The organism is Luminiphilus sp. nBUS_07 (genome assembly GCF_051201685.1).
Taxonomy (GTDB): Bacteria; Pseudomonadota; Gammaproteobacteria; order Pseudomonadales; family Halieaceae; genus Luminiphilus.
The window spans coordinates 3,395,830-3,419,749 of the sequence record NZ_CP179213.1 but is presented as its reverse complement, the minus strand read 5'-3'; the positions used below and the strand labels follow the sequence as shown (position 1 = coordinate 3,419,749).

The 23,920-nt window shown below is 52.7% G+C and carries 27 protein-coding genes; 20 read left to right on the top strand and 7 right to left on the bottom strand.

The annotated features are described in order from the left end of the window. The first annotated feature begins 86 nt into the window (after positions 1-86). Positions 87-479: a glycine cleavage system protein GcvH gene (gene gcvH, locus ACMAZB_RS15095; protein ID WP_435213171.1), complete on the top strand. Its 393-nt coding sequence runs from the start codon at positions 87-89 to the stop codon at positions 477-479. A gap of 48 nt (positions 480-527) precedes the next feature. On the opposite strand, the gene ACMAZB_RS15090 is transcribed toward gcvH, so the two are convergent. After that, entirely contained in the window at positions 528-1,181 is a 654-nt protein-coding gene (locus tag ACMAZB_RS15090; RefSeq protein WP_435213169.1) for an HAD family hydrolase, read from the bottom strand. Between the two features lie 107 nt (positions 1,182-1,288). Here ACMAZB_RS15090 and ACMAZB_RS15085 point away from each other — a divergent pair, with 107 nt between their 5' ends. The 12 genes from ACMAZB_RS15085 to ACMAZB_RS15030 all read left to right on the top strand — a co-directional run bounded on the left by ACMAZB_RS15085 (position 1,289) and on the right by ACMAZB_RS15030 (position 12,045). After that, positions 1,289-1,819 carry an RNA pyrophosphohydrolase gene (locus tag ACMAZB_RS15085; RefSeq protein ID WP_435213168.1) on the top strand — a complete coding sequence of 177 codons (531 nt, stop codon included), beginning with the start codon at positions 1,289-1,291 and terminating at the stop codon, positions 1,817-1,819. Next, entirely contained in the window at positions 1,816-4,089 is a 2,274-nt protein-coding gene (ptsP, locus tag ACMAZB_RS15080) for a phosphoenolpyruvate--protein phosphotransferase (protein WP_435218363.1), read from the top strand. Before ACMAZB_RS15085 ends, ptsP begins: the two co-directional genes overlap by 4 nt. Further along, entirely contained in the window at positions 4,086-4,874 is a 789-nt protein-coding gene (gene lgt / locus ACMAZB_RS15075) for a prolipoprotein diacylglyceryl transferase (RefSeq protein ID WP_435213164.1), read from the top strand. Before ptsP ends, lgt begins: the two co-directional genes overlap by 4 nt. A gap of 29 nt (positions 4,875-4,903) precedes the next feature. Next, positions 4,904-5,737 (top strand): thymidylate synthase, encoded by an 834-nt coding sequence (locus ACMAZB_RS15070; protein ID WP_435218361.1) that lies wholly within the window; start codon positions 4,904-4,906, stop codon positions 5,735-5,737. Continuing rightward, a complete protein-coding gene (locus ACMAZB_RS15065) occupies positions 5,737-6,273 on the top strand; it encodes a dihydrofolate reductase (RefSeq protein WP_435218359.1) in 537 nt (178 codons plus the stop codon). Before ACMAZB_RS15070 ends, ACMAZB_RS15065 begins: the two co-directional genes overlap by 1 nt. Before the next feature lie 205 nt (positions 6,274-6,478). Beyond that, on the top strand, positions 6,479-7,261 hold the full coding sequence (locus ACMAZB_RS15060) for a DUF3450 domain-containing protein (protein ID WP_435213159.1): 783 nt from the start codon (positions 6,479-6,481) through the stop codon (positions 7,259-7,261). Between the two features lies 1 nt (position 7,262). After that, entirely contained in the window at positions 7,263-8,684 is a 1,422-nt protein-coding gene (locus tag ACMAZB_RS15055; protein WP_435218357.1) for a MotA/TolQ/ExbB proton channel family protein, read from the top strand. A gap of 23 nt (positions 8,685-8,707) precedes the next feature. Continuing rightward, positions 8,708-9,226: a MotA/TolQ/ExbB proton channel family protein gene (locus ACMAZB_RS15050; protein WP_435213155.1), complete on the top strand. Its 519-nt coding sequence runs from the start codon at positions 8,708-8,710 to the stop codon at positions 9,224-9,226. A 27-nt stretch (positions 9,227-9,253) separates the two neighbouring features. Then, complete coding sequence (locus ACMAZB_RS15045; RefSeq protein ID WP_435213153.1) at positions 9,254-9,658, top strand: ExbD/TolR family protein; 405 nt, start codon at positions 9,254-9,256, stop codon at positions 9,656-9,658. A gap of 10 nt (positions 9,659-9,668) precedes the next feature. Beyond that, positions 9,669-10,088: an ExbD/TolR family protein gene (locus tag ACMAZB_RS15040; protein ID WP_435213151.1), complete on the top strand. Its 420-nt coding sequence runs from the start codon at positions 9,669-9,671 to the stop codon at positions 10,086-10,088. Between the two features lie 5 nt (positions 10,089-10,093). Continuing rightward, a complete protein-coding gene (locus tag ACMAZB_RS15035) occupies positions 10,094-10,696 on the top strand; it encodes an energy transducer TonB (RefSeq protein ID WP_435213149.1) in 603 nt (200 codons plus the stop codon). A gap of 26 nt (positions 10,697-10,722) precedes the next feature. Next, positions 10,723-12,045 (top strand): tetratricopeptide repeat protein, encoded by a 1,323-nt coding sequence (locus ACMAZB_RS15030; protein ID WP_435218354.1) that lies wholly within the window; start codon positions 10,723-10,725, stop codon positions 12,043-12,045. Between the two features lie 107 nt (positions 12,046-12,152). Here ACMAZB_RS15030 and ACMAZB_RS15025 read toward each other — a convergent pair whose 3' ends face one another. The 3 genes from ACMAZB_RS15025 to glpQ all read right to left on the bottom strand — a co-directional run bounded on the left by ACMAZB_RS15025 (position 12,153) and on the right by glpQ (position 14,996). Beyond that, positions 12,153-12,359 (bottom strand): cold-shock protein, encoded by a 207-nt coding sequence (locus ACMAZB_RS15025; RefSeq protein WP_007234068.1) that lies wholly within the window; start codon positions 12,357-12,359, stop codon positions 12,153-12,155. A 200-nt stretch (positions 12,360-12,559) separates the two neighbouring features. Then, positions 12,560-13,939: a pyruvate kinase gene (gene pyk / locus ACMAZB_RS15020; RefSeq protein ID WP_435220096.1), complete on the bottom strand. Its 1,380-nt coding sequence runs from the start codon at positions 13,937-13,939 to the stop codon at positions 12,560-12,562. A gap of 100 nt (positions 13,940-14,039) precedes the next feature. Continuing rightward, positions 14,040-14,996 carry a glycerophosphodiester phosphodiesterase gene (glpQ, locus tag ACMAZB_RS15015; protein ID WP_435218352.1) on the bottom strand — a complete coding sequence of 319 codons (957 nt, stop codon included), beginning with the start codon at positions 14,994-14,996 and terminating at the stop codon, positions 14,040-14,042. Positions 14,997-15,211: 215 nt separating this feature from the next. On the opposite strand from glpQ, the gene ACMAZB_RS15010 reads away from it, so the two are divergent. Beyond that, entirely contained in the window at positions 15,212-15,547 is a 336-nt protein-coding gene (locus tag ACMAZB_RS15010; protein ID WP_435218350.1) for a hypothetical protein, read from the top strand. A 13-nt stretch (positions 15,548-15,560) separates the two neighbouring features. Here the strand turns inward: ACMAZB_RS15010 and ACMAZB_RS15005 are convergent, their stop codons facing one another. Continuing rightward, the gene (locus ACMAZB_RS15005; protein ID WP_435218348.1) at positions 15,561-16,580 is read right to left on the bottom strand and encodes a mechanosensitive ion channel family protein; all 1,020 of its coding nucleotides are present in this window, start codon (positions 16,578-16,580) and stop codon (positions 15,561-15,563) included. An 87-nt stretch (positions 16,581-16,667) separates the two neighbouring features. Between ACMAZB_RS15005 and ACMAZB_RS15000 the strand changes: the two genes are divergently transcribed. From ACMAZB_RS15000 to ACMAZB_RS14975, 6 genes are all read left to right on the top strand, one after another. Then, a complete protein-coding gene (locus ACMAZB_RS15000; protein WP_435218346.1) occupies positions 16,668-17,051 on the top strand; it encodes a nuclear transport factor 2 family protein in 384 nt (127 codons plus the stop codon). 8 nt (positions 17,052-17,059) lie between these two features. Continuing rightward, entirely contained in the window at positions 17,060-17,365 is a 306-nt protein-coding gene (locus ACMAZB_RS14995) for a hypothetical protein (protein WP_435218344.1), read from the top strand. A 59-nt stretch (positions 17,366-17,424) separates the two neighbouring features. Then, on the top strand, positions 17,425-19,608 hold the full coding sequence (locus ACMAZB_RS14990; protein WP_435218342.1) for a TonB-dependent receptor: 2,184 nt from the start codon (positions 17,425-17,427) through the stop codon (positions 19,606-19,608). Between the two features lie 17 nt (positions 19,609-19,625). Next, positions 19,626-20,186 carry a UbiX family flavin prenyltransferase gene (locus ACMAZB_RS14985; protein ID WP_435213133.1) on the top strand — a complete coding sequence of 187 codons (561 nt, stop codon included), beginning with the start codon at positions 19,626-19,628 and terminating at the stop codon, positions 20,184-20,186. Then, entirely contained in the window at positions 20,183-21,397 is a 1,215-nt protein-coding gene (locus tag ACMAZB_RS14980; RefSeq protein ID WP_435218340.1) for an MFS transporter, read from the top strand. The genes ACMAZB_RS14985 and ACMAZB_RS14980 overlap by 4 nt, the downstream gene beginning before the upstream one ends. Positions 21,398-21,532: 135 nt before the next feature. After that, complete coding sequence (locus tag ACMAZB_RS14975) at positions 21,533-22,498, top strand: 2-hydroxyacid dehydrogenase (protein ID WP_435218338.1); 966 nt, start codon at positions 21,533-21,535, stop codon at positions 22,496-22,498. Here the strand turns inward: ACMAZB_RS14975 and ACMAZB_RS14970 are convergent. Both ACMAZB_RS14970 and ACMAZB_RS14965 read right to left on the bottom strand, forming a co-directional pair. Further along, on the bottom strand, positions 22,495-23,103 hold the full coding sequence (locus tag ACMAZB_RS14970; protein WP_435213128.1) for a DUF4136 domain-containing protein: 609 nt from the start codon (positions 23,101-23,103) through the stop codon (positions 22,495-22,497). The two genes, ACMAZB_RS14975 and ACMAZB_RS14970, sit on opposite strands and share 4 nt — an antisense overlap. 72 nt (positions 23,104-23,175) lie before the next feature. Next, positions 23,176-23,919, bottom strand: coding sequence for a sulfite exporter TauE/SafE family protein (locus ACMAZB_RS14965; protein ID WP_435218336.1), 744 nt, complete (start codon positions 23,917-23,919; stop codon positions 23,176-23,178). Position 23,920: the final 1 nt, after the last annotated feature.

The following is a 23,920-nucleotide window of genomic DNA, read 5'->3' as shown; positions in this document are numbered from 1 at the left end:
TGAGTATTTGCTTTGCAGTGTCAGGACGTTTCTGAAGAACCGATCACAAGTGATCGAATTTAACCAAGCAGTAGTGAGATGAAGTGATGAGTAATAATCCGTCGGAACTGAAGTATGCCAAAAGCCACGAATGGGCCCGTATTGAAGAGGATGGCACGGTAACCGTGGGCATATCCGAACATGCGCAGGAGAGTTTAGGTGACGTGGTGTATGTTGAGTTGCCCGGCATCGGTGACCAGCTCGCGGGTGGAGATCAAGCGGGGCTTGTTGAGTCGGTTAAGGCCGCATCAGACATTTATTCTCCTGTAACGGGTGAGGTGGTTGCGCTTAATGAGAACCTCGAGGACGAGCCCGAGTTAATCAACAGTGACCCTTACAACGATGGATGGTTTTTTAGGGTGAAGGTAGAGGATCTCAGCGAGTTAGAGGGCATGTTGACGGCCGATGATTATGCCGATGCCTGTACTGGCGAAGACTAATCTGGCTTGACCGAATCGCTGGCAATTGCCAGCGTTAAACAATAAACGTCATCGCAAAGAGAGAATTGGCCAGCTTCGGGCTGTGGCAATCGCATGTAGCTTGGAGTCGGGGTCAACGGCGTAGGGTTGGTCCACCCACTGTAGCAGGGGCAGGTCATTATGGCTGTCACTGTAAAAGTGGCTGGTTTCCCACGGGGTGTCTTGGGTTTTAAGCCACTCTTTCAGGCGGGTTATTTTGCCCTCCTGAAACGAGGGAATGCCAGTGGGGCGCCCAGTATAAACGCCATCGAGGCACTCGGCCTCGCAGCCAATAAGATGCTTAACGTTTAGGCGGTCGGCGATGGGCCGGGTCACAACGGTATTGGTTGCTGTGATGATCAGCAGGGTATCACCCCGCCTTCGGTGTTTTTCTAGCAGGTCCTCAGCGGCGGATAGAATCAGAGGTTCGACCCAGTCATCCATAAATTCTTGCTGCAAAACCGCGACTTCATGGGTTTTGAGGCCTGCGAGCGGGCCCAAGGCAAAATCTAGATAGGCAAATATATCGAGGGTGCCATCCTGATAAGCTTGTAAAAAGCTGTCGTTCTGGGCGGAATGCTGAGTGGCTTCGACTAAGCCAATGGCACAAATAAATTCCCCCCAGCGGTGGTCTGAGTCACCGGCAATTAGGGTATTGTCGAGGTCGAAGATTGCGAGGGCCAATTGGGCTCCAGTTTGAGTTTTCTCAAGTTGCTAAGGCGAGGACCGCCGCTTTGTGGAAGAATATCCTGATCGCAGAGGTCCCACAAACCCAAAACAGGAGCACCGTATTGGCCGGTTCTGATAAAGAGCGTGTCATAGACAAACAAGGGTTTCGCCCCAACGTTGGCATTATCGTAGTCAACGAGGATGGTGATGTGCTTTGGGGTCGGCGCGTTGGCGGGCGCGATTCATGGCAATTTCCTCAGGGCGGCATTCACGGTGGTGAGAGCCCCGAGCAGGCGATGTATCGCGAGCTCGATGAGGAAGTGGGGCTCCAGCCCGACGACGTAAGCATCTTAGGACAGACCTCCGATTGGTTGCGCTACCGCCTGCCGGAGCGTTACGTGCGTCGTCGCGAGCGACCGGTGTGCATTGGTCAGAAACAACGCTGGTTTTTGCTGCGCCTCTTGGCTGGAGATGCCGCTGTCAAACTCGACGCTTACCCCAAGCCCGAGTTCGATGACTGGCGCTGGGTGAGCTATTGGTATCCGTTGACTGGCGTGGTTGATTTTAAGCGCGAGGTTTATCGCGAAGCTTTGGGAGCCTTGTTACCCGCTCTGCTACCTCGCCGCCGAGCACGTCGGGGTGGCAAGCGGTGATTGAAACCCTACGCAAAATTGTTCAGGCGGTTAGTGAGGCTGATGACCTCGAGCAGGCATTATCGCTTATTGTCCATGAGGTTCGACAGGCGATGGCCACTGATGTGTGTACGGTCTACCTGTCTGACAGGGCGACCACGCGCTTGGTTTTCCGAGCGACGGAAGGCCTGAATCGCGACAAAATTGGAGCATTTTCTCTCGCAAGAACCGAGGGCCTTGTGGGGTGGGTAGCGACTCGTGGAGAAATGCTTAATCTCGAAGACGCCAGCGCCCATCCCAGCTTTCAACTGGTGCCCGGGTTGGGAGAGGAGCGTTTTAACAGCTTCATGGGCGCCCCCATCATTCACCAGCGAGATCTGCTGGGAGTGCTGATTGTTCAGCAAGCCGACTCGCGACGCTTTAGTGACGACGAAGAAGCTTTTCTAATCACTATTTCTGCACAATTGGCAGGCATTATTGCTCACGCTGAAGTGTCAGGCTTGGCTGCATTGTCAGACACCAGCTCAAAAACAATCACCCGCATTGTGGGCGTGGCTGGCTCCCCTGGTATTGGCATTGGTGAGGGGGTATTTGTCTCGCCAACTGCTGACCTGGCCGCGGTACCCTCACGCAAGGCGGTAAATCGTAAAGCGGAGTTACGTGCTTTCCGCGCGGCGTTGGCTCGTGTTCGCGATGACATCGAAATAGTGTCTGACAATTTAAAGCATGAGCTGTCGACTGAAGACCATGCGCTATTTGGTGTTTATTTAAATATTCTCGATGATTCCACCCTTGGAGGTGAGGTTGCCTCACTCATCAAATCTGGCGAGTGGGCGCAAGGGGCGCTGAGTCAGGTACTGTTAAAACACATCAAGCATTTCGAGCGCATGGAGCACAGTTATTTGAGGGAGCGTGCGGTTGATGTTCGCGATCTTGGCACTCGGGTGCTCACTTATCTCAAAGATGACTCAGAAAATCGACGGGACTGGCCCGAGAAAACCATTCTAATTGCTGAAGAGATAACCGCATCGGCATTGGGTGAAGTGCCTAGAGATCATCTTGTGGGCGTAGTATCCCTGCGAGGCTCTGCGAACAGTCATGCGGCCATCATTGCTAGGGGTATGGGCGTGCCCGCCGTTATGGGCGCAGCTGATTTGCCCTACAGTCGGCTTGATGCTCGGACTCTGGTGATTGATGGTCACAACGGTCGGGTTTACATCAACCCGCCGCAGGAGGCGCTACGTAGATTCCAGCAATTAGTCGATGACGACCTGGCGCTATCAGAAGAGCTGTCGGTATTACGCAATGAGCCCAGCCAAACCCTAGATGGCCACAACGTGCCGTTATGGGTGAACACTGGCTTGACGGCCGATTTACCGAGGGCTTTGGAGTCGGGGGCTGATGGCGTTGGGCTCTACAGAACCGAAGTTGCCTTTTTATTGCGTGACAAATTTCCCAGTGAAGAAGAGCAGCGGCAGCTTTACCGAGAGCAACTCGAAGCTTTTGCACCTGCACCGGTTACCATGCGCAGCCTCGATATCGGCGGCGACAAATCCTTGCCGTATTTTCCAATCAGTGAAGACAATCCATTTTTGGGTTGGCGCGGAGTTCGGGTCACCCTTGATCATCCCGAAATATTTTTGGCGCAGATCAGAGCGATGCTGAAAGCCAATGAGGGTCTGGGTAATTTAAGAATTTTATTACCTATGATTTCTGCGATTGAGGAAGTTGAGGAATCTTTGGCTTTAATTCAGCGCTGTCATGACGAGGTGGTTGCTGAGGGTTACACGCAAAAATTCCCTCCTGTGGGCGCAATGATAGAGGTGCCTTCAGCGGTTTGGCTCACCGACGCTTTAGCCCATCGACTCGATTTTTTATCGGTGGGGTCCAATGACTTGACCCAGTATCTTTTGGCAGTGGACCGCACCAATGCGCGGGTTGCGGACATGTATCACGGCTTGCACCCTGCGGTGTTGGGAGCCTTGGCTAAAATCTGCCGAGATGCTCACCAGCGGTCTTGCCCGGTGAGTATCTGTGGCGAGCTGGCGGGGGACCCCCGGGCCACCCCCGTGTTGATCGCCATGGGCTTCGATCAACTTTCCATGAATGCTGCGAGCCTACCAAGGGTAAAAAAGGTACTGAGCTCCGTGACACTTGGTGAGGCTAAAGCGGTGCTGGAGCAATTGTCAGGACTACATTCGGTTAAAGAGGTCAAACTCCTGCTCGACGAGTTAATGCAGCGTAGAGGCTTGGAGCGCTACGTCAGGCCCGGACAGGAGCGCACTGAGTGATCGACTATCCAATAATAGACCCGGTGGCGTTGAGTCTGGGGCCCCTGAAGGTGCACTGGTATGGCTTAACCTATTTGGGCGGATTGCTCTTTGCCTGGTGGATGGCCGGCCGTCGTGCGGAGCGCGCAGATTCACCGATAGCCCGCGCTCAGGTTGATGACCTTATTTTTTACGCTGCCGTCGGCATCATCGTGGGGGGGCGTTTCGGGTACGTTTTGTTTTATGGCTTTGACCGTTGGCTCGACGACCCGATGTGGCTTTTTCGTGTCTGGGAGGGCGGAATGGCCTTTCACGGGGGACTACTGGGCGTGATCACAGCCCTTTGGGTATTTGGTCGCCGTCACAATATTGCGTTCGCAGGCGTTGCAGATTTTGTGGCGCCCCTTGCACCTGTAGGGCTCGCTCTGGGACGTTTGGGCAATTTTATTGGGCAAGAGCTTTGGGGGCGCCCTACTGATGTGCCTTGGGCCATGATTTTTCCCAGAGATCCTTTGGCTTTGCCCCGTCACCCCTCGCAGCTCTATCAGTTTGCGCTGGAAGGGTGCCTGCTGTTTCTTTTGGTGTGGGTCTTTAGCTTGCGCCCACGTCCCCAGTGGTCGGTAGCCGGAGTCTTTCTTGTGGGCTACGGAGCACTGAGGTTTATTGCAGAGTTTTTTCGAGAGCCCGACGCCCATCTAGGCTTTCAGGCTTTTGGTTGGCTCACCCGAGGCCAGCTGTTGTGCCTGCCTATGCTTCTTTTGGGCCTGTGGCTGCTCCATTATGCCTATCGCAGCCGTAAGCAATAACGAAGCTATTCATTTTCTGGAGGGTCCTGATGCACGCCTATTTAGATTTGCTGAGAGACATTCGTGACCACGGTGCGGTCCGTACCGATCGCACTGGCACTGGAACGCGCTCACTTTTTGGGCGGCAACTTCGCTTTGACCTCAATCATGGTTTTCCATTGTTGACGACCAAAAAAGTGCACTTTAAAAGCGTGGCTAACGAACTCATTTGGTTTCTCAAAGGTGATACCAACACCGCGTGGCTAAAGGAACATGGCGTCTCTATTTGGGACGAATGGTCTACTGAGCAGGGTGAGTTGGGGCCGTTATATGGCGCCCAATGGCGGCGCTGGCCAACCCGAGACGGTGGTGAGATCGATCAGCTGGCTTATGTACTCGATTGCCTCAAAAATCGCCCTGACAGCCGACGCATTCTCTTTCACGGATGGAATGTCGAATATCTTCCCGATGAAACGCTGTCACCTCAAGACAATGTGCGTGCCGGTCGTATGGCGCTGCCTCCGTGCCACCTGCTCTACCAGTTTTATGTGGTTGACGGAAAATTATCGACACTGTTGTTTATCCGTTCTAGTGATACTTTTTTGGGGTTGCCGTTCAATATTGCTTCGGTGGCGCTACTGACGCACATGCTTGCACAACAGGCGGGCTTGGGAGTTGCAGATGTGGTGGTCTCCATAGGCGACGCCCATATCTACAGCAACCACGCAGATCAGGTCGAGATGCAGCTGTCACGAACTCCCGGCCCGCTGCCTACGCTGAACCTATTGAGGCAGCCTGATACTTTGTTTGAATATAATTTCGAGGATTTTGCACTGGAAGGTTACAACCCCCAGGCACATATCTCTGCGCCGGTGGCTATTTAATGATGGATTTACAAGAAACAGATGAAAACGTTCCTGTGGTTTTGGTGCTGGCGGTTTCTGAAAACGGTGTGATTGGGCGCGGTAATGCCCTGCCCTGGGATCTGCCCGATGATTTACAGCACTTTAAAAGAGCGACAATGGGCTGCCCTATATTGATGGGCCGCAAGACTTTCGAATCTGTCGGTCGGCCGCTCCCAGGCAGAACTAATTTAGTGTTGACCCGCGATGTTACTTGGCAGGCGCCGGGTGTCACGGTACTCACCAGCGTTGATGAAGCGTTAGCTAGAGCTCAGGCTCAGGCGTTGATTGACGGTTCTGCAGCGATTTGCGTCGTGGGTGGTGCCGAGATTTATCGGCTATGTCTGCCCAAAGCGGATCGCCTCCTTATCACGTTGGTACATGGCAACGTAGACGGTGACGCGACCTTTGATCTTTCGGTTTTAAGTGACTGGAAAGAGCAGAGTCGTGAACTTTTTCCCGGGGGGTCGAGAAACAGCCATGATTTTAGTGTTGTGGAATTCGTCCGGTGTGGTTAATCTGCAGCCCCCGGAAGGAACAGAGAAGTGTTATTCCGGATTGATTTAGCCGCCTTGGCTCAGGTAGAGTCGAGGTCAAGATGTCGCTTGAACGTAGTACATAAGTAAAAATCTTCGTCATGCGCTAATAAAAAACCTTAGATCAGCGTCTTTGGCTCACAAGGCCAAAGGTATTAACTGCCTACTGAGAGGAAGTATCGACCCCATGACAATGCACCGATTCAAAACCGTTCTGCTCGCGGCCTGCGTCGCCAGCGGCGCCCTGGGTGTCGCAGCGTCCTCAAACGCCGCGTCCATTGACCAAATTCTCGATGTTGGCAAGCAGCGTACTGCTGAAGCTAAATCGTCCCAAGCCAAAATTGATCGGCTTGCTGACGAAACCCGAGACCTATTGTCTGACTACAAGACCGTGATGAAGCAGGTCGATGGCCTGCGCGTCTACAACGCGCGTCTCGAGCGGCAAATCGCTAACCAGAACCGTCGTATCGCTGATATTGATGGTTCAATATCAGAGGCAGCTGTTATTCAGCGCCAGATACCGCCTCTGGTGGGCCGCATGCTTGACGGCTTGGAGCAATTCATTAATTTGGATATGCCCTTCGATCTTGATACGCGCCTAGGCAACATTGAGGCCGTGCGAAATAACCTCGATCGGTCCGATGTGACTGCGGCAGAGGCCTTCCGCCAAGTTCTGGAGCTTTACTCAATCGAGCTGCAATACGGTCGAGGCATTGAATCTTACAGCGACACTATCGAAATTAACGGCACGCCCCGCGAGGTCGATATTTTGCGCATAGGACGCATCTCATTGGTGTATCAAACAACCGATGGTGCCGAAACTGGCGCATGGGATACGGGTAGCGGCACGTGGGAGGCTTTGCCTGCCGGCGATTATGCCGCTGCAGTACGAAAAGGGGTTCGCATCGCGAAGAAGCAAGCCACCATAGAACTCTTGAATATGCCGGTAGCGGCGCCGGAGGCGAATTAAGATGACTGCGCAGTTTATTAAAGCATCAGCCCTTATTGTTGCGGGAGCCCTGGCTTCGACAGGTGCCTTGGCACAGGAAGAGGCGCCGGTAGTCCCTGCAGGTCCTACACCGCAAGAGGTTGCAGCTGAAAACCTCAATCAATTATTAGGCTTGGTTAAAGAGGGCAAGGCGCGTGCCTCCTCTGATAACGCCGCGCGCGAGCGCCGGTTTACTGAAAATAAAGCCACCCAGGCAGGCGAGTTACGTCGCGCGGAGCAAGAGCGCACTAACGAAGAGCGGCGTTCGGCACGGCTCGAGAAGCAGTTTGAAGATAATGAATTGCTCATCGCTGCCAAGCAGGAGCAACTTAAAGAGCGCTTGGGCACACTGTCAGAGCTGTTTGGACACTTGACTGCTGCAACAGGCGATCTTGCGTCACAGATGGACGTGTCTTTGGTCTCTTCCCAGTACCCAGGCCGAGAAGTGTTCATGAAGGCCCTGATCGCTAAAATGAGCGGGTCGGACAAGCTTCCCAGCGTTGCTGAGATTGAGCGTGTTTGGTACGAATTACTGCGTGAAGTTAAGGAGCAGGGTTCGATTGCCAAGTTTACGGCTGAAGTAGCAACACCGTCAGGTGAGCTAAGTCAGCGTGAAGTCGTGCGGGTCGGCGCGTTTAACGTGATCGACGCGAACGGTAACTATCTGGCCTACGCCAACGGTAAGTTGAGCGAGTTGCCTCGACAGCCAGGCGGCGCTTTCGGTGGCCAAGCCAATGAGTTGGCGGGTTCGTCATCAGGCTTGCACCAGTTTGGTGTTGACCCTACGGGTCCAACCGGAGGTTCTTTCTTGGCCGCTATTATTGATAGTCCTACGCTAGAAGAGCGGTGGCATCAGGGTGGCTATGTTGGTTACGCGATTACAGCAGTGGGCGTTTTTGCCTTCTTGCTCGCGATATATCGCGTGCTAGTACTCACTATGGTTAGCACCAAGGTCTCCAGCCAGCTGAAGTCCAACACGGCTAACTCTAACAACCCATTGGGCCGAGTACTGAAGATTCATGAAGACAAGCCCGATATGGATCCAGAGACCCTTGAGCTCAAAATGGCAGAGGGTGTACTTCGCGAGACGCCCAAGCTTGAAGCTGGACTGACGCTGCTAAAGATCATTGCTGCGGTGGCCCCGCTTATGGGACTGCTAGGAACGGTTACAGGCATGATTATAACCTTCCAAGCCATCACGATCTTTGGTGCCGGTGATCCCAAGGCGATGGCGGGCGGTATTTCCAGCGCGTTGGTGACTACGGTACTGGGTCTGTTGGTTGCTATTCCCACAGTATTGCTCCACACCATTGTTAACGGGCGTGCTCAAAGAATCATTCACGTGATCAATGAGCAGGCAACCGGAATCGTGGCAGAGCACGCTGAGCGCGAGCACAATCGCTAAGCGAAAGGCTGAGGGGAGTTTCGATGCCAGGGGTTTTTGATGTCATATTCGCGTTCATGGAAAAAGGCGGTAACGTCCTTTGGTTGATCGCGATACTCGTATTTTTCATGTGGACGCTGATCTTCGAGCGGCTTTGGTACTTCTCAGCCACTTGGCGTAATGACCGGGCGAAGGTTGTGTCCATTTGGGAAAATCGCAGTGAACGACGATCATGGAACGCGAAGCAGATTCGTCAAAAAATGCTTTCAAGTAGTCGTGACATGATCAACAACAACATGAATGTCATTACGACATGCGTTGCCTTGTGTCCGCTTCTCGGCTTGTTAGGCACCGTTACGGGCATGATTGAAGTGTTTAACGTAATGGCAGTGACCGGTGGCGGAGATGCCAAGTCAATGGCGGGTGGTGTTGAGAAATCAACGATCCCAACCATGGCGGGTATGGTCGCGGCGCTATCGGGTTTATTTGCAAATACTTACCTGCAGCGGGTTGCTAGCCGCGAGCAGATGTTCCTCGAAGATCAACTCACGTCTGACCACTGAGTTGGTACTCGGGAGGAGTAGTTAGCCATGCGCAGAATTGCCAAACAGCAGGAAGACGACGGAGCTGAGATCGATCTAACTCCGATGCTCGACGTTGTTTTTATCATGCTGATCTTTTTCATCGTTGTTGCTTCGTTTATCAAAGAAGCAGGCATCGAAGTTAACCGGCCAGACGATAACCAGCAGTCTGATCCAGACGACTCTGTGAGCATCGTTGTTGAGGTTGCGGCAGATAATCAAATTTGGATGGAAAACCGCCGAGTTGACGTTCGGGCTGTTCGAGCCAATATTCAACGGTTGCTTGCCGAGGATCCAGAGGCTCCTGTTACAGTAAAAGTTGAAAAAGGCGCCGAAGCTGGTGTGGTCGTAGACGTTGCTGACGCAGCCCGTGAGTCGGGCGTGGGCGTAGTCAACTGGGCAAGCAGTAAGTGAGGGGTACGGCATGAGTATGCGAGATCAGACCTCTCGGCGGCAGTCATCAGAGCAGGAAGGTCAAATTGATTTGACCCCCATGTTGGACGTTGTGTTCATCATGTTGATTTTCTTTATCGTGACCTCCTCCTTCGTGAAAGAACCCGGCGTCGAGATTTTCAAACCGCAGGCAACTACCACGGAGGCATGCGCTCGTGGCACGATCATTTTTGCTGTTGATGCGCGGGGCGATATTTATTACAACAAGAACAAGCTGAAGCTAGACAAAGCTTTGCGAACTGCTGAGGCGGCAAAGAAAGAAGCTCCGCAGGCAAATATTGTTGTACAGGTGGATCGTGAAACACCGGCATACGCGGTTGAGGAGCTTATTGATATCGTGCGCCCGGTGTTAACCGCCCCTCCCTGTATCTCGACTGATGATGAGGCTTAATAGAGATGGGTAGTTCAGTACGCATTATTGTTGGCGGATTGCTCGCGATACCTGTCGCAATAGGTTTGTTCTACATCATGCAGAGCCTAGTCGACAGAGATTTTAAGCAGGAAGACTCCAAGGCGAGAAAAATCGCCGACATCGTGGTCCCTGATAAGGTTATTGAGACCAATCTTAAGGAAGTTTTACCCGAGAAGATTGAAGACCCAGAAGAGCCACCGCCCGATCTTGAGCCGATTGAGTTTGATAGCGACGTTGACATGGGCGTGGTTAACAATGCGCCAACTACGGGTATTTCGCTTAAGCTCAACTCGTCGGGAATGTCTTCGGGAGACGGGGAATATCTTCCTATTGTAAAGGTGGCTCCCATTTACCCCCGTCGCGCGCAGACTCGCGGTATTTCCGGGTACTGCATTGTCGAGTATACGGTGACAAAAACAGGGTCAATTCGTGATCCGATAGCAGTCGACTGCCAGCCCTCGGGTATTTTCGATCGCGCTTCTGTAAAGGCGGCTACCAAGTTCAAGTACAAGCCCCGCGTGGTCGATGGCGAGCCTATCGAAGTCGCTGGCGTTCAAAATAAGTTTACCTACGAACTAGAGCAATAGATCGTAAAGGTTAGGGCATCTAGAATATGAAGAGAATTTTAGGAACCGCTTTTCTTGCAGTCGCTATGACGGGTGCTGGTGTTGTTGTTGATCAAGCCCTCACTCTGGGTTGGGTATCTTCAGCTCACGCGCAAGATAAGAGTCAGGCCAAAAAGGAGCGCGAAACACGTCGCACCCCAGCCCTGCGTAACAAAGTGTACGAGAAGCTGGCAGAAGCACAGGCATTTGCTGAAGCGAAAGACTACGTTAGCGCGCAGCAGGTTCTTGACCAGATGATTGCCGGTGAAGGTAAGCGAGCACTCAACAGCTACGAGTTGGCCAACGTTTATAATCTGTATGCGTTTTTGCGCTACTCCGCAGAAGACTACAAAGGGGCTCTTCGTTACTACAGGCAGGTTGTCGCACAGCCCGACATCCCCCTCGCTATGGAAATCAACACCAAGTTCACCGTGGCGCAACTGTATTTTGTGCAGGAGGAGTGGCGCCCGGGTATTGACGCCTTGCTAGAGTGGTTTGAGCTGTCCGATAAACCCAACGCTACCGCTTATATTCTGTTGGCCCAGGGCTATTACCAGATTAAGGATTACGACAGTGCGCTTAATAACGTTGAGACGGCTATCTCAATGTATGAGGTTGAAGGTAAGTTGCCCAAAGAGCAGTGGTACAACCTGGCACGCTTTCTTTACTTCGATAAAAATGATCATGACAACGCATTGGCGACTCTTTACACGCTGATTGAGTACTACCCGAAAAAGCAGTACTGGGTGCAGGCGTCCCATTTGTACGGCGAGAAGAAGGATGAGCCCAGGCAGCTTGCAATGATGGAAACTGCCTATCTGCAAGGTTTGCTTGATAAGAGCTCTGAGCTGGTACAGGTCGCTTATCTTTATTTGAATGCTGAAGTTCCCTATCCCGCGGCCAAGGTCATGGAGCAGGGGTTCAAGGATGAGCTTGTTGAAGAGAAGTCAAAGAACTTTGAGCTGACAGGCAGCGCCTGGCGTCAGGCTCAAGAGGTTGATAAGGCGATTCCCAACATGGAGAAGGCCGCCGAACTTTCTGAGAAGGGCGAGCTGTACACCCGCTTGGGTAACGTTTACCTCGATAGTGATCAGCACCAGAAGGCTATTGGTGCTGTTAGCAAAGGCCTTGCAAAAGGGGGGGTTAAGCGACCCGACTCGGCGAGGTTAGTGCTGGGCATGGCCCACTTCAATCTTGGTGACTACAAGAGTGCGAAGAAGGCGTTCAGAGATGCTGCAAAAGACAAGCGCTCTGAAAAGTACGCCCGGCAGTGGATTCGGTACATCGCTAGCGAAGAAGAGCGTCAGAAAGAAATGGCTAGAGACATCTAAACAATAGCTGCAGAATAGTACCTGCGTACTCAGCTACTCACATTTCTGAATATAAAAAAAAGGGGCTCTGTAGGAGCCCCTTTGCGTTGCATAGATCTTATTGCTGATTAAGCGGGAACTACGTTCTCAGCTTGTGGGCCTTTCTGACCCGTTGCTACCGTAAACTGAACTTTTTGGCCATCCGTGAGGGTCTTAAAACCATCACCTTGAATTGCACTAAAGTGGACGAATACGTCGGGGCCGCCTTCTTGCTCTATAAATCCGTAACCCTTGGTTTCGTTAAACCACTTTACGGTGCCTGTAACTTGTGACATTGAGTGTACCTTTGTTTCATTAATTACCCCCGAACGATGGCATGACACCATGCGTCGAGGTTGGAACGGGTTCTTCCCGGTGTTTAGCTTCCGCCTCCCGAGAGAGAACGAACAACATAACACCGTGAGTGTAGCACTAGGTGCACCCTGTTTTACGAAATAATTTGCGATTTATGGCACTTATTACGCAATAATTGGGGTTATTCGACAGGTAAAAACTTAAGGAGGTCGGTTGTACCTGTCTTCCCCATCGTACTGCCCATCGTCAATAATATGAAATCGCCTCGACTTAAATAGCCGCCGTCCAGTAAAAACTCCATGACACGGCTCTCAATATCCTCAGCTGCAAATGCGGTAGCGTCGAAATAGAGGGGAATCACACCACGGCACAACGCCAACCGTTGCAGTGTTTTGTGCTGTCGGCTGAGCCCGAAAATGGGTAAGCCGGACGACAGTCTGGACATCATAGTTGGAGTGACGCCTCGTTCGGTGAGGGTGGCAATACCTCGCACCTCAGAAAAGTGGTTGGCGCCGTACATGGCAGATAACGCGATAGCTTCTTGAGCGCTGGAAAACTCGCGATCAAGGCGGTATCGAGAAGTTCGTGCGACGGGGTGAGCCTCAGCGCCGACCGCGGCTTCTGACATAGCGGTCACCACCTCAATAGGGTACTGACCAACGGCGGTCTCCGCAGAGAGCATGACCGCATCGGTGCCGTCTAACACCGCATTGGCAACGTCGAATACCTCTGCCCGGGTTGGCATGCTGTTGCTGATCATGGACTCCATCATTTGTGTGGCGGTGATCACTAGCCGATCTAAGCGGCGAGTTCGTTTGATGAGATCCTTTTGAATGCCAATGAGTTGGGCGTCACCGACCTCCACGCCCAAGTCACCTCGAGCCACCATGACGCCCTCGGCTGTTTTAATAATGCTGTCGAGTAAATCGTAATCGGCTACGACTTCCGCGCGTTCAATTTTCGCAATAATGGCTGGGCTCATACCGACATCGGCCAGTAGTGCGCGAGCTAAGTTAATATCTTCGCTGCTGGAAACGAAGGAAACGGCAACGAAGTCAGGGTCAACTTCGGCCATTCCTGCGATATCGGATCGGTCTTTCTCCGTCAGTGCGGGAGCGGCGAGCCCTCCTCCAAGTTTGTTCACGCCTTTGCGTGAGGATAAACGGCCCCCGATGAGTATTGTGCAGTCGACCGTTCGCTCGCTGACGTCGTCAACTCGCAGGCGAAGTTTGCCGTCGTCTAGCAGCAATATGTCGTCGACCACGACTTGCTCTGGCAGTGCGCGGTACTCAATTCCGACGCGCCTCTGATCTCCGGCGTCATGGGCGGTATCGAGGTCAAGACAAAAGGGGTCACCTGCTGTGAGTTCTACAGACCCGCTAGCGAACCCACTGATTCTAATCTTCGGGCCCTGCAAATCAGCAAGAACACCGATATACCGACCCGCATAGCCGGCCTGACGTCGGATACGCGCCGCAACCTCGGCGTGGTGTTCCGCCGAGCCGTGACTAAAGTTGAGTCGAAATACGTCTACCCCAGCGGCGATTAATCGGTTGAGCATGTTTTCGCTGTCACTGCCGGGACCGACCGTAGCCACGATTTTAGTGCGTCTGTGCGTTTTTGGCCCCTGAATCAAAGTTACCTACTCCTATGCAACAGCCTTAGCTGTTGGTGCCCTCTGTACTGAAATGGGAGTCAATAAACCCCCGTGTAATATCTGGAAAATCGCTAAATACTCCGTCGATACCTGCGTTGAGAAAAACGCCCTCATGCAGCGCAGCAAAGCTTTCAAACCCGCCTTCCAGGCTGTCTGCCCGCAGTGTGTAGGCGTGCACCAATAAACCTCTAGCGTGTGCGGCGCTGACAAGCTGGGACGGCGTTAATCCATCTGCTTCGAATAGCTGAGGCACCCACGGGCCTATGCCATCGGCATAAGTGGCGACATCGTCCAGCCCATGTGCAGTGCGCATCAAGTCGAAATCAACCCCGGGAGGCTCCTCCCAAGAGTTATCCCCCATCAGTTGTATTAGTGGTAGAGGGCTTTGCAAGTCATGTTTGAGGTAGCGCAAGGTATCAGGATCAAAGCACTGAAAAAAAATGGGCGCTTTTTTATGATGTAAATCAGCGCCATCAAGCACTTCAATGGTAGCACTGGCAATGTCTAAACCCGCGGCAGTGTGAAAAGCCGGTGACTTCATCTCAATATAATAACCGGCGCTCATACCCCGTGATTTATTCAAGCCCTCAATTAAAATAATCTCCTCACGGAGGGTTGGTATGCGCAACTCCAAGTCAACAACCGGAAATCGGTCGCTGAATACGGCGTGTGCCTGAGGGTCGACACGCTCGTGCACCGACAGTAATTTAAGCTCAGCGAGATCGAAATCAATGGCGTAGAAGCGGCCATCGTCGCGGCCTCGAGTGGGGAACTGCTGGGCAACATCGGTGGTGCTGTCTAGGTAAATATCGTGCAGAACCATGGGCACACCATCTCGAGACAGCACAATGTCTTGTTCGATGTAATCAGCCCCCAGCGTATGCGCTGCAGTGACACACGGTAGGGTGTGCTCGGGTAAGTAAGCACTAGCTCCACGATGTGCGATGACGATTGGCTTCACAGGCCTTGAACCCTTGTTCCTAAATTGTGATTAAACGCCCGAGTTGCCTACGCGCGTTGTGTTCAAAAGCGCGAGGAGACGGGGCCGTCGCATACCCTACGATTCGCTGGGGCCGCGACTGAACATAATACCGCGTATCGAGCTAGAAGAGGTCTCTCAGGTTTTGCGGTCCTTGGTACTTTGCAGTCTCCTCGACCCCTGCTATAAATACCGCCATGACTGTCGCTGATACCAGAACCCCCTGCCCACCCTACGGCTATAGCTGTAGTTGCCATTTGTCTGAGCGGCGACAAATTGAGCTGGTGGCAGAATTTCATGCCTATCGAATCAGGCCTACACGTATTGCTTATCGCTTGGGGATTGATATTGCATTAATAGATGCACTGCTCGCAGGTGAGCGTGAAGCCAAGCGATTTGAGGCCCTGGTGGCGCATTTTCGCAAGCGTCGCTTCAACCAACGCCTTCGGGATTCCGAAAAGACTAAAGGCCAAGCGGCTTACGAACAACGCGAGAGAGCCCTGCAGGACCTTCAAACCCAAACCGGGGTTTGAGGTGTTATTTCGCTCACGCCTCTTCTTGAGATTCCAGCCATTTGAGTCGCCGCTCTAGGCTTTCTAAAACTGATGTTTCAGAGGCGCGCGTCTCATCTGAGGCGGCTTTTATTTTCTCCTCCTGCGCGTCAATCTCAACTCTGATCTCGCCTATTTGCTCGCGCAGAGCTTGGACATTCGCCGCGGCGTGTGCGCTATCAAAGATCTTGGCTTCTGGTTTGTCAGCGGAGCTGCGCGTCACTTTTTTTAGAACTTCAGTAGGAAATGTTTGCGTGTCGCCGCTTTGTTGCCGCTGAGCCATAATATTGGGGGAGGCAATCTCTATTCCTGCACCATGGAGTTCGTCGAGCATCTTTTGTCTCAACTGACTGCGGGCGGTTAGTGGGTTCACAACATCCTCGAGGAACCCTGCAGCACGATAAACCACTGCGTGATCCAGTAACTCGGCAACTAATACGTAGGGATCTGTGAGGCCAGCGCTTTCCGCGGCCTTCAGTAATTCTCGCTCAGCGAAACTGTGGTGAACGTCATATCCCAGTGATACATCGGCCTGGATAATTGTGCCTTCACGATGCTGGACGGTGACAGGTTGCGTCACCAGTAACAGATTGGGGAGGTTGGTGAAGTCACGGGTTTCCGTTTGAATGCGGGTACTAACCAGCGAGCGCCGTGTGACTCTGCCAAAGACACCATTAACCAAAATAAAGTCCCCCGGTTTAAAGGGTCGCGTCGCCTGAAGCATAATGCCGGCCATGGCGTTCGAGACAAAAGTGGTTGAGGACAAGGCGATAATCGCAGTGAGAACAACACCGATAAGGCTGAGTATTTGCCCTCGTACGTTGGCTTCAAGCGGCAGCGCAACCACCAACGCGACAACGACAGCCAGCCCGGCGCCCCAAAATACCAATTGGAGGACCAATGAGGGTTTATCGATATTTGAGGCACGCTGGCTTAGGCGGCTGAGAATCAACAGCCCTATAACGCCCAAGACCAACGTCGCTACAGCTGGCGTGTAATGATCTAGTTCCATCATGATCCGATGATCCCGTATTGGTTATGGCAAGGCCAGCGGTTGTTCTTTTCCTTGGTGGAGATGATAACATCGCCGCCGGAGGACAATATGACAACAGCGTTTGATAGTTGGATTAAAATGATGGAGATGGGGAGCCACGAGGGACTGTGGGAACTTCTCGACCCGGATTGTGTTTTTTGGTCCCCTATTGTGCACACGCCTCAAGAAGGCAGGTCTATTTCATATGCCTACTTATCGGCGGCGGGACAGGTTTTTTCCGAAGGCTTTCACTACACTAGAACGTTCATTAATGGCGATCACGGCGTTTTTGAGTTTGAGTGCGTGATGGATGGTATTAAGGTTAATGGAGTTGATATCATTATCTTAAGGGACAACCTTATCGTTGAGTTTAAGGTTATGGTTCGACCTCTAAAGGCAATTAACATGGTGCATCAAAAGATGATGGCCATGTTGCAACAGAATAAGAGTTAACGGATACAGTGAATAACAGCATCTCATCGAAGGCGATCAACAGGGCTCACAAAGGCTCTGGGCGATGGCTGGTGGTTGCTGCAATCATTGCCATGCTGTCGCTACAGGTTGTCGCTGTAGATCATTGGCACGGTGCTGATGACACGCAACATTGTGAGATGTGTCTCCATGCCCATGACGCGCCTATCTCTGGTGAACCGGGCAAGGCCCAGCTACTTGGACATCAACAGAATACAGCACCCTGCAATATTCCGGTTTATTCCGCTGGTTTAAAGCAGGGAACGGGTAACCGAGATCCCCCCAACCTCTCCTAATACTGCATAAATAGAGGCCATCGCGATGGCCTCCCAGTGTTATTCTTTTGGAGAGAGTCATGACCGTCTTTAAATATTCGGTAGCAATTTGTATTGCTATCACCACTTGTGGCGCCCACGCCATAAACGAACCCCAACCTTTAGAGCATGTCCTGGTGACATTGCCAATACATCAGACTGCCACGGAAACGAGTTTGCCGGTAACCGTCCTAACCGGGGAAGAGCTTGCCCGGGAGGCGTCGGCGACGCTTGGTGAGACACTCGAGAGATTGCCCGGTGTACACAATGCGAGTTTTGGCCCGGGTGTAGGGCAGCCTGTTATCAGAGGGCTATCCGGTCCTCGTGTTACAACGTTGCAAAATGGCACCCGCAGTGCTGATGCATCCTCTCTTAGTGCAGACCATGTTGTCGCGGTAGAGGCGTTGCTTGCTGACAGTATCGAAGTACTGCGCGGTCCAGCAACGCTGCTATATGGCGGCGGTGCGATTGGCGGTGTTGTTAACGTCATTGATAACAGGATTCCAACCACGCTACCTGAAGAAACGCGATGGGGGTTGGACTACCGTTACAGCGGAGCCAGCGGCGGCAATGCCGGCACATTTCGTGTAGACACTGCGTTAGGCCCCCTCGCTGTGCATGCTGATGCGTTATTCAGAGACACCGAAAACCTTGAGGTTCCCAACGGAGCCGGCACTGATGGCATGGACCTGCTACCGAATACCGACACGCAAGCAACGGCAGGAACTTTGGGCGCGGCGTTTCACTTTGACGGAGGTTTCTTCGGTGTCGCGGTCAATCGCCAGAAAAACAAGTACGGGCTTCCAGAAGGCAGCCATGGACACCATGGCCATGGTGATGATCACGATGATGATCATGACGACGACCACGACGACGATCATGACGACGACCACGATGATGATCATGACGACGACCATGACGAAGATCACGATGACGACCATGACGAAGATCACGACGACGACCATGACGAAGATCACGACGACGATCACGATGATCATGATGACCACGAAGGCGAAGAGGAAGAGGTTGATATCCGCCTAGATATGGAACAGACCCGCTATGACATTCGATTGCAGCTCGATCAGCCTATGGCCGGTATTGCTCGATTTTCTGGTGTTGTTTCTCTGACGGAATACGAGCACACCGAGTTTGAAGGCTTGGAAGTGGGCACCGTCTACAGCAGCGATGCGGTTGAGGGCCGATTAGAGTTGGTTCACAGCCCTATCGGCGATCTGCACGGTGTGCTGGGGCTGCAAATCAGCGAGACGGAATTTAGCGCTGTGGGAGAGGAGGCATTTATCCTGCCTACCGACACCTCACGCTTGGGTTTATTCCTAGTTGAAGATTGGCACCGTGGTTCATGGAAACTTGAGGGCGGCCTGCGATTTGACCGTGATGAAGTTGATCCACAAGGCAACATGGCACCCGCAAAGGAGTTTGATACCTTTTCAGCTTCCTTTGGTGCACTTTATGAATTCACCGAAGCTTGGCATGTATCGACAACAGTGACCCGATCTGAGCGGGCCCCCAGTGTTGAAGAGCTGTACTCCAATTACGGGAATACGGGTCCGTCGACTTGGGTGACCCACGCGGCGACTGCGGCGATCGAGGTGGGCGACGTTAACCTTGATACCGAGGAGAGCCTCAATATTGACGTAGGTTTGTCATTACACGGTGAGACCCAATCTCTGCGCATTGGTGCGTACTATAATGACTTCGACAACTTCATTAACCTCGCCAGTACCGGTATGGAAGTCGGAGAAACGCCCGTGCGACGTTATGAACAGGGTGCAGCAGAGTTTATGGGTCTGGAGCTTGACGCCCACTGGGAGGTCCTAGAGACCAATTTGGGTCTTCTCAACCTGGAAGTTGAGATGGACTTAACCCGCGGCGAGCTCGCAGATGGAAGCGATGTACCGCGATTGCCACCGCTATCAGGTGCCTTGGGACTGGTATGGGAGCAATCCTCAGCACGTTACTTCACTCGACTGACGGCTGCCGATAAGCAAGATCGACCCGGCGACAATGAAGAGGCTACGGACAGCTGGGTACGTTGGGATATTGGTGGTCAGTGGCAGTTCGATTTCAGTGACTCCCTCATTACGTTATCTGCGGCGGTGCGCAATATTCGTGATGAAGAAATCCGTCTGAGCACTTCGGTACTGAGAGAATATGCCCCAGAACCTGGACGTTCCTTCAACGTGGGTGTTCGAATGGAGTTCTGAGGCGTTACAATGCCAGTGTGAATCGGTTAATAATTGGAATCAGCGGAGCCTCAGGGGTTCAATTTGGTGTTAGAGCCCTTGAGCTTCTGGCTCCGTTGCCTATCGAAACGCATTTGGTGATGTCGCGATCGGCGGAGTTGACGGTTCACCATGAGCTCGATATGCCTGTTGCCGATCTTCGTGCTTTAGCTGACGAGTGGCACCCCATAAAAAATGTCGGTGCCTCAATAGCCAGCGGGTCTTTTCGCAACATGGGTATGCTTATTGCCCCATGTTCGATTCGCACTTTGGGCGAAATTGTTTCGGGGGTCACTTCTACGCTGTTGACCCGATCGGCTGATGTTGCGTTAAAGGAACGTCGGCCACTGGTGTTAATGGTACGAGAAACCCCCCTCCATCTTGGGCATTTACGCAATATGGTAGCGGCCACGGAGATGGGCGCCATTATTGCACCTCCCGTTCCTGCCTTTTACACCCGTCCAGAATCGGTCGATGCTTTGGTGACCCAGAGTGTTGCCCGTGTGCTTGATTTGTTTGCCATCGATATCCCAGAGATTCATCGATGGACTGAATCGTGAGTCGAGCAAGCTGGCGCTTTCCCCCGGAGTGGTTGGTCTTTAGCGTTATAGTCGTCGACCTTATTGGCTTTGGCATCCTCATTCCTATTCTCCCTTTTATGTCACCTGCATTGGGCGGTGACGAGATGGATGTCGCTTTGGTCATCGCTATTTACAGCCTTTGCGCCGGCATCGCGGGCCCATTTTGGGGGAGCTTGTCCGATCGTATTGGTCGAAAACAGGTCTTGATGGTGTGTTTGTTTGGCGGTGCGCTGTCCTACGGCATGATCGGTGTCGCGAGCGAACTATGGATGCTCTATGCGGCACGGGCTGTTGGCGGTGTTATGGCGGGCAGCTTGCCAGTGGCGTCCGCATTGATGGCCGACGTCAGTGCCCCGCACAGAAGAGCTAAAGCGATGGGCCTAGTGGGCACTGCTTTTGGCCTGGGGCTCATTCTTGGGCCGGTAATTGGTGGTGTTCTGGCTGGGCCGGAGGGTACTTTTTTGTGGCCTGGTTTGTTTGCAGCGGTTATGTCGTTGGTCTCGGTGGGGTTGGCTGGGTGGCTGCTACCCGCTGACCGACCTAGTGTCGAGACCACTAAAAAAGTCCAAAAAGCGTCCGGGCCTGAAAATATGCTGGCCTTCATTCGACGCCGACATGCCCTGCTGCTGACGGTGCAATATACGCTGCATACAGGTGCGGTAAGCGCAGCCATTTATCTGAGCCCACTGTGGTTAGCGGCTTATCTCGGCTGGGGGCCTAGAGAGGTCGGTATCCTGTTCGGGCTCGTGGGTGTGGCCATGATCGTCGTTCAAGGCGCCATGATGGATTGGATGACGCGGACCTTCGGATTGATCAACGTGTTGACCGGCGGCGCGGCTATTTTTGCGGCCAGTCTGATTGCTGCGATTGCTGTGGAAACGGAATTAGCGCGGGGCTTTGTTATTTTTACTGCATTTGCGGGAGCCACCTGCTGTCTGCCGGTGTTGAATACCGTAGCAAGCAGTATTGTGGGTGCTCAAGAGCGTGGTCGAATGATGGGTGTGACTGCATTGGCGGCATCGATAGGGCGTGTCATAGGCCCATTAGCCACGGGTTTAGTGTTGGCGGTCAGTGATTATCCAGTGTCTTGGTTTGTTATCGCACTTCCTGTTTTTTTGGTGTTGCTGTGGTCACGAACCGGGGCTGTTCGTTATTCTCGCCACGGTGGGCTGCAGCCAGCAGACGCTTGATATAACGTTGACCATTGCCTGATAAAGACTGATGTTTTTGCTGTCTTTTCGCTGCAGGTTTGCAGCAGAAAGTGTCTTGATCACTGAGTTTTTGGTGCTAAGGTATTTAGACTGTGTTCCTAGCGAAGCCCTGTCATGAAGTCGCGCGTTTTGATTACTCTGCCATTGCCCGCCGCTGTTCTGGACACTTTGGGGGAGCAGTTTGATCTTCAGGTATGGGACGAAGGTCCAATGCCCCAAGCACACATTGAACGATGGGCTGAGACAGCCGATGCGATTCTTTGCTCTCTGGGTACTTCTATCACCGCCGATCTCATAAGATCGAATCCACAGTTGCGCACAGTTTCCAGTATCTCAGTAGGGGTTGATCATATCGACATGGACGCCGCTACAGCAGCTCGCCTGCCGATTGGTCATACCCCGGGTGTTTTGGTCGATAGCACGGCTGACCTTGCTCTCGCCTTGATGCTGGCAACGATGCGCCGAGTCGTTGAGGCCGATCGTTTTATTCGTCAGGGTCATTGGTCCTCCAGTTGGACCACGGATTTTTTTCTTGGTGAGGATCTCAGTCGTGCCACGGTGGGCATTGTAGGGCTGGGTCCGACAGGTCTGGCGGTTGTAAAGCGCGTTAGTGCGTTTGGCGCCAATGTCATTGGGTGGAATCGAACTGAACGTGAAATACCGGGTGTGCGTAATGTTGCACTCGATGACCTGTTTGCTGAGGCTGATATCGTGTCACTGCATACTGCAGCAACGCCGGAGACTCATCATCTAGTCAATGCTCAGCGGCTTGCGTCGATGAAAACTGGCGCGGTGATTATTAATACGGCTCGTGGCTCGGTGCTTGATGAATCAGCGCTTATTACCGCCCTATCCAGCGGCAAAATCAGGGCAGGACTTGATGTCTATGAGCAAGAGCCACTGGCGGAAAACAGCCCGCTATTAGCCATGGATAACGTTGTTTTAATGCCGCATTTGGGGAGTGCTACAGCAAAAACACGGCAGGCAATGTTGGCGCGCGCTCTTGAGAACTTGGCAGCAGGTCTTGAGGGGAAATCGTTACCGTGGTGCGCTAATCCAAAGGTTTATGCTGCGAGTTAGTTTGCCTTAGGCAGACGTCCCAAGGCTCGGTTGACGGCTTTGTCGATACTTGCCGTCATTCGCTTTGCATCAAAATTGGCATGGTCAACGACTTTGCTCATTCCCGCTGCCCATACAGGGCTTTGGGAATTTCCGTCTGTAAATGTCAGAAGGACACTGGTGACCTCTCTGGGACCCGATAGCGCGTAAGCATTATCGATGAGCGCCTGGTCTGCTCGGCGATTGATGACGAGGTCTTGGCTGGAGACGGGGATATCTTGGTTGTTCGCATCTGTCGCAGTCATGCTAAGAGCACCTTCACTGATCGAAGCCTTGAATTGATAGATGACCTGGAAATCTCCGCCAGTTTCTACGCGTTGGTATCCTTTACTTGCAAGCTTGTTATCGACCGACGCCCGTAGGGTAGGGTCAAGAGCATATAGCGGGTCTGCAGCGGCACCAGACGGATCAAGGGCTGCAGCTTGCCAGTGATAAGTCGCGTAGTTGCCTGCCTCAAAGCGATCATTCGGTGTTGTATCGACCTGAACACTTGAGCACCCACCGAAAGTCAATAACGCCAGAAGTCCGGTTATCAAAAGGTAGAAGTTTACGGATCGAACAATCATGGTTTTTTCCTTGACGCGTCAATGTAGTGGGAAAGCTTACTACCGGGGTTCCAACATTTTGTAGTGACTTCCCTAGGGAAAGAATAACAGCTTTATCACCATTCCAATGATAGCCAGAGCAAGTACTTTGCGAATTAAACCCTCTCCTTGGGTTAGGGTGAGCTTAGCGCCCAGATATCCTCCCAAGGAATTGCCGATAGCCAGAACGGCGCCTATCAGCCATAAGACCTCGCTTTGAAGGCTAAAAACCACCAGTGCTCCAAGCGTGTACACGGCAACGATGAAGCACTTGTGGGTATTGGTGCTCACCAGATCAAGGCCCATGACACGATTTAAAATGGGCATCAAAATGAAGCCTACGCCGATTTGAATAAAGCCGCCCCAGAAGCCCGCGAGGACCATGAGAAGATGACCCCATAAAAGGTTTCTAGGTTGCCTAGCTCCCGCCTGTGTTGTTGCGCCTCCTCGGTACATGAGCACAAGTGTGGCGAGCATGACAGCGGCTAAAGCAGCATTAAACTGTGCTCCAGAGAGCTGCACGCCAGTCCAGGCACCCAGCAACGCGCCGGGTAGTGCGCAAAGAGCGAGGGTGATGCTGAGACGAAAATCCCCTTGGCCACCGCGCATGAATGTGCCGACGGCGGTGAGATTTTGCGCAAGAATTGCGATGCGGTTGGTGCCATTCGCGATCGGCCCCGGGACACCTAAAAACACCATAACCGGCACAGTAATGACCGAACCACCACCGGCCATGACATTGATTGCACCCCCGACAATGCCTGCGGCAATCAGCGCGCCGTAGTGCCAGAGTTCCATG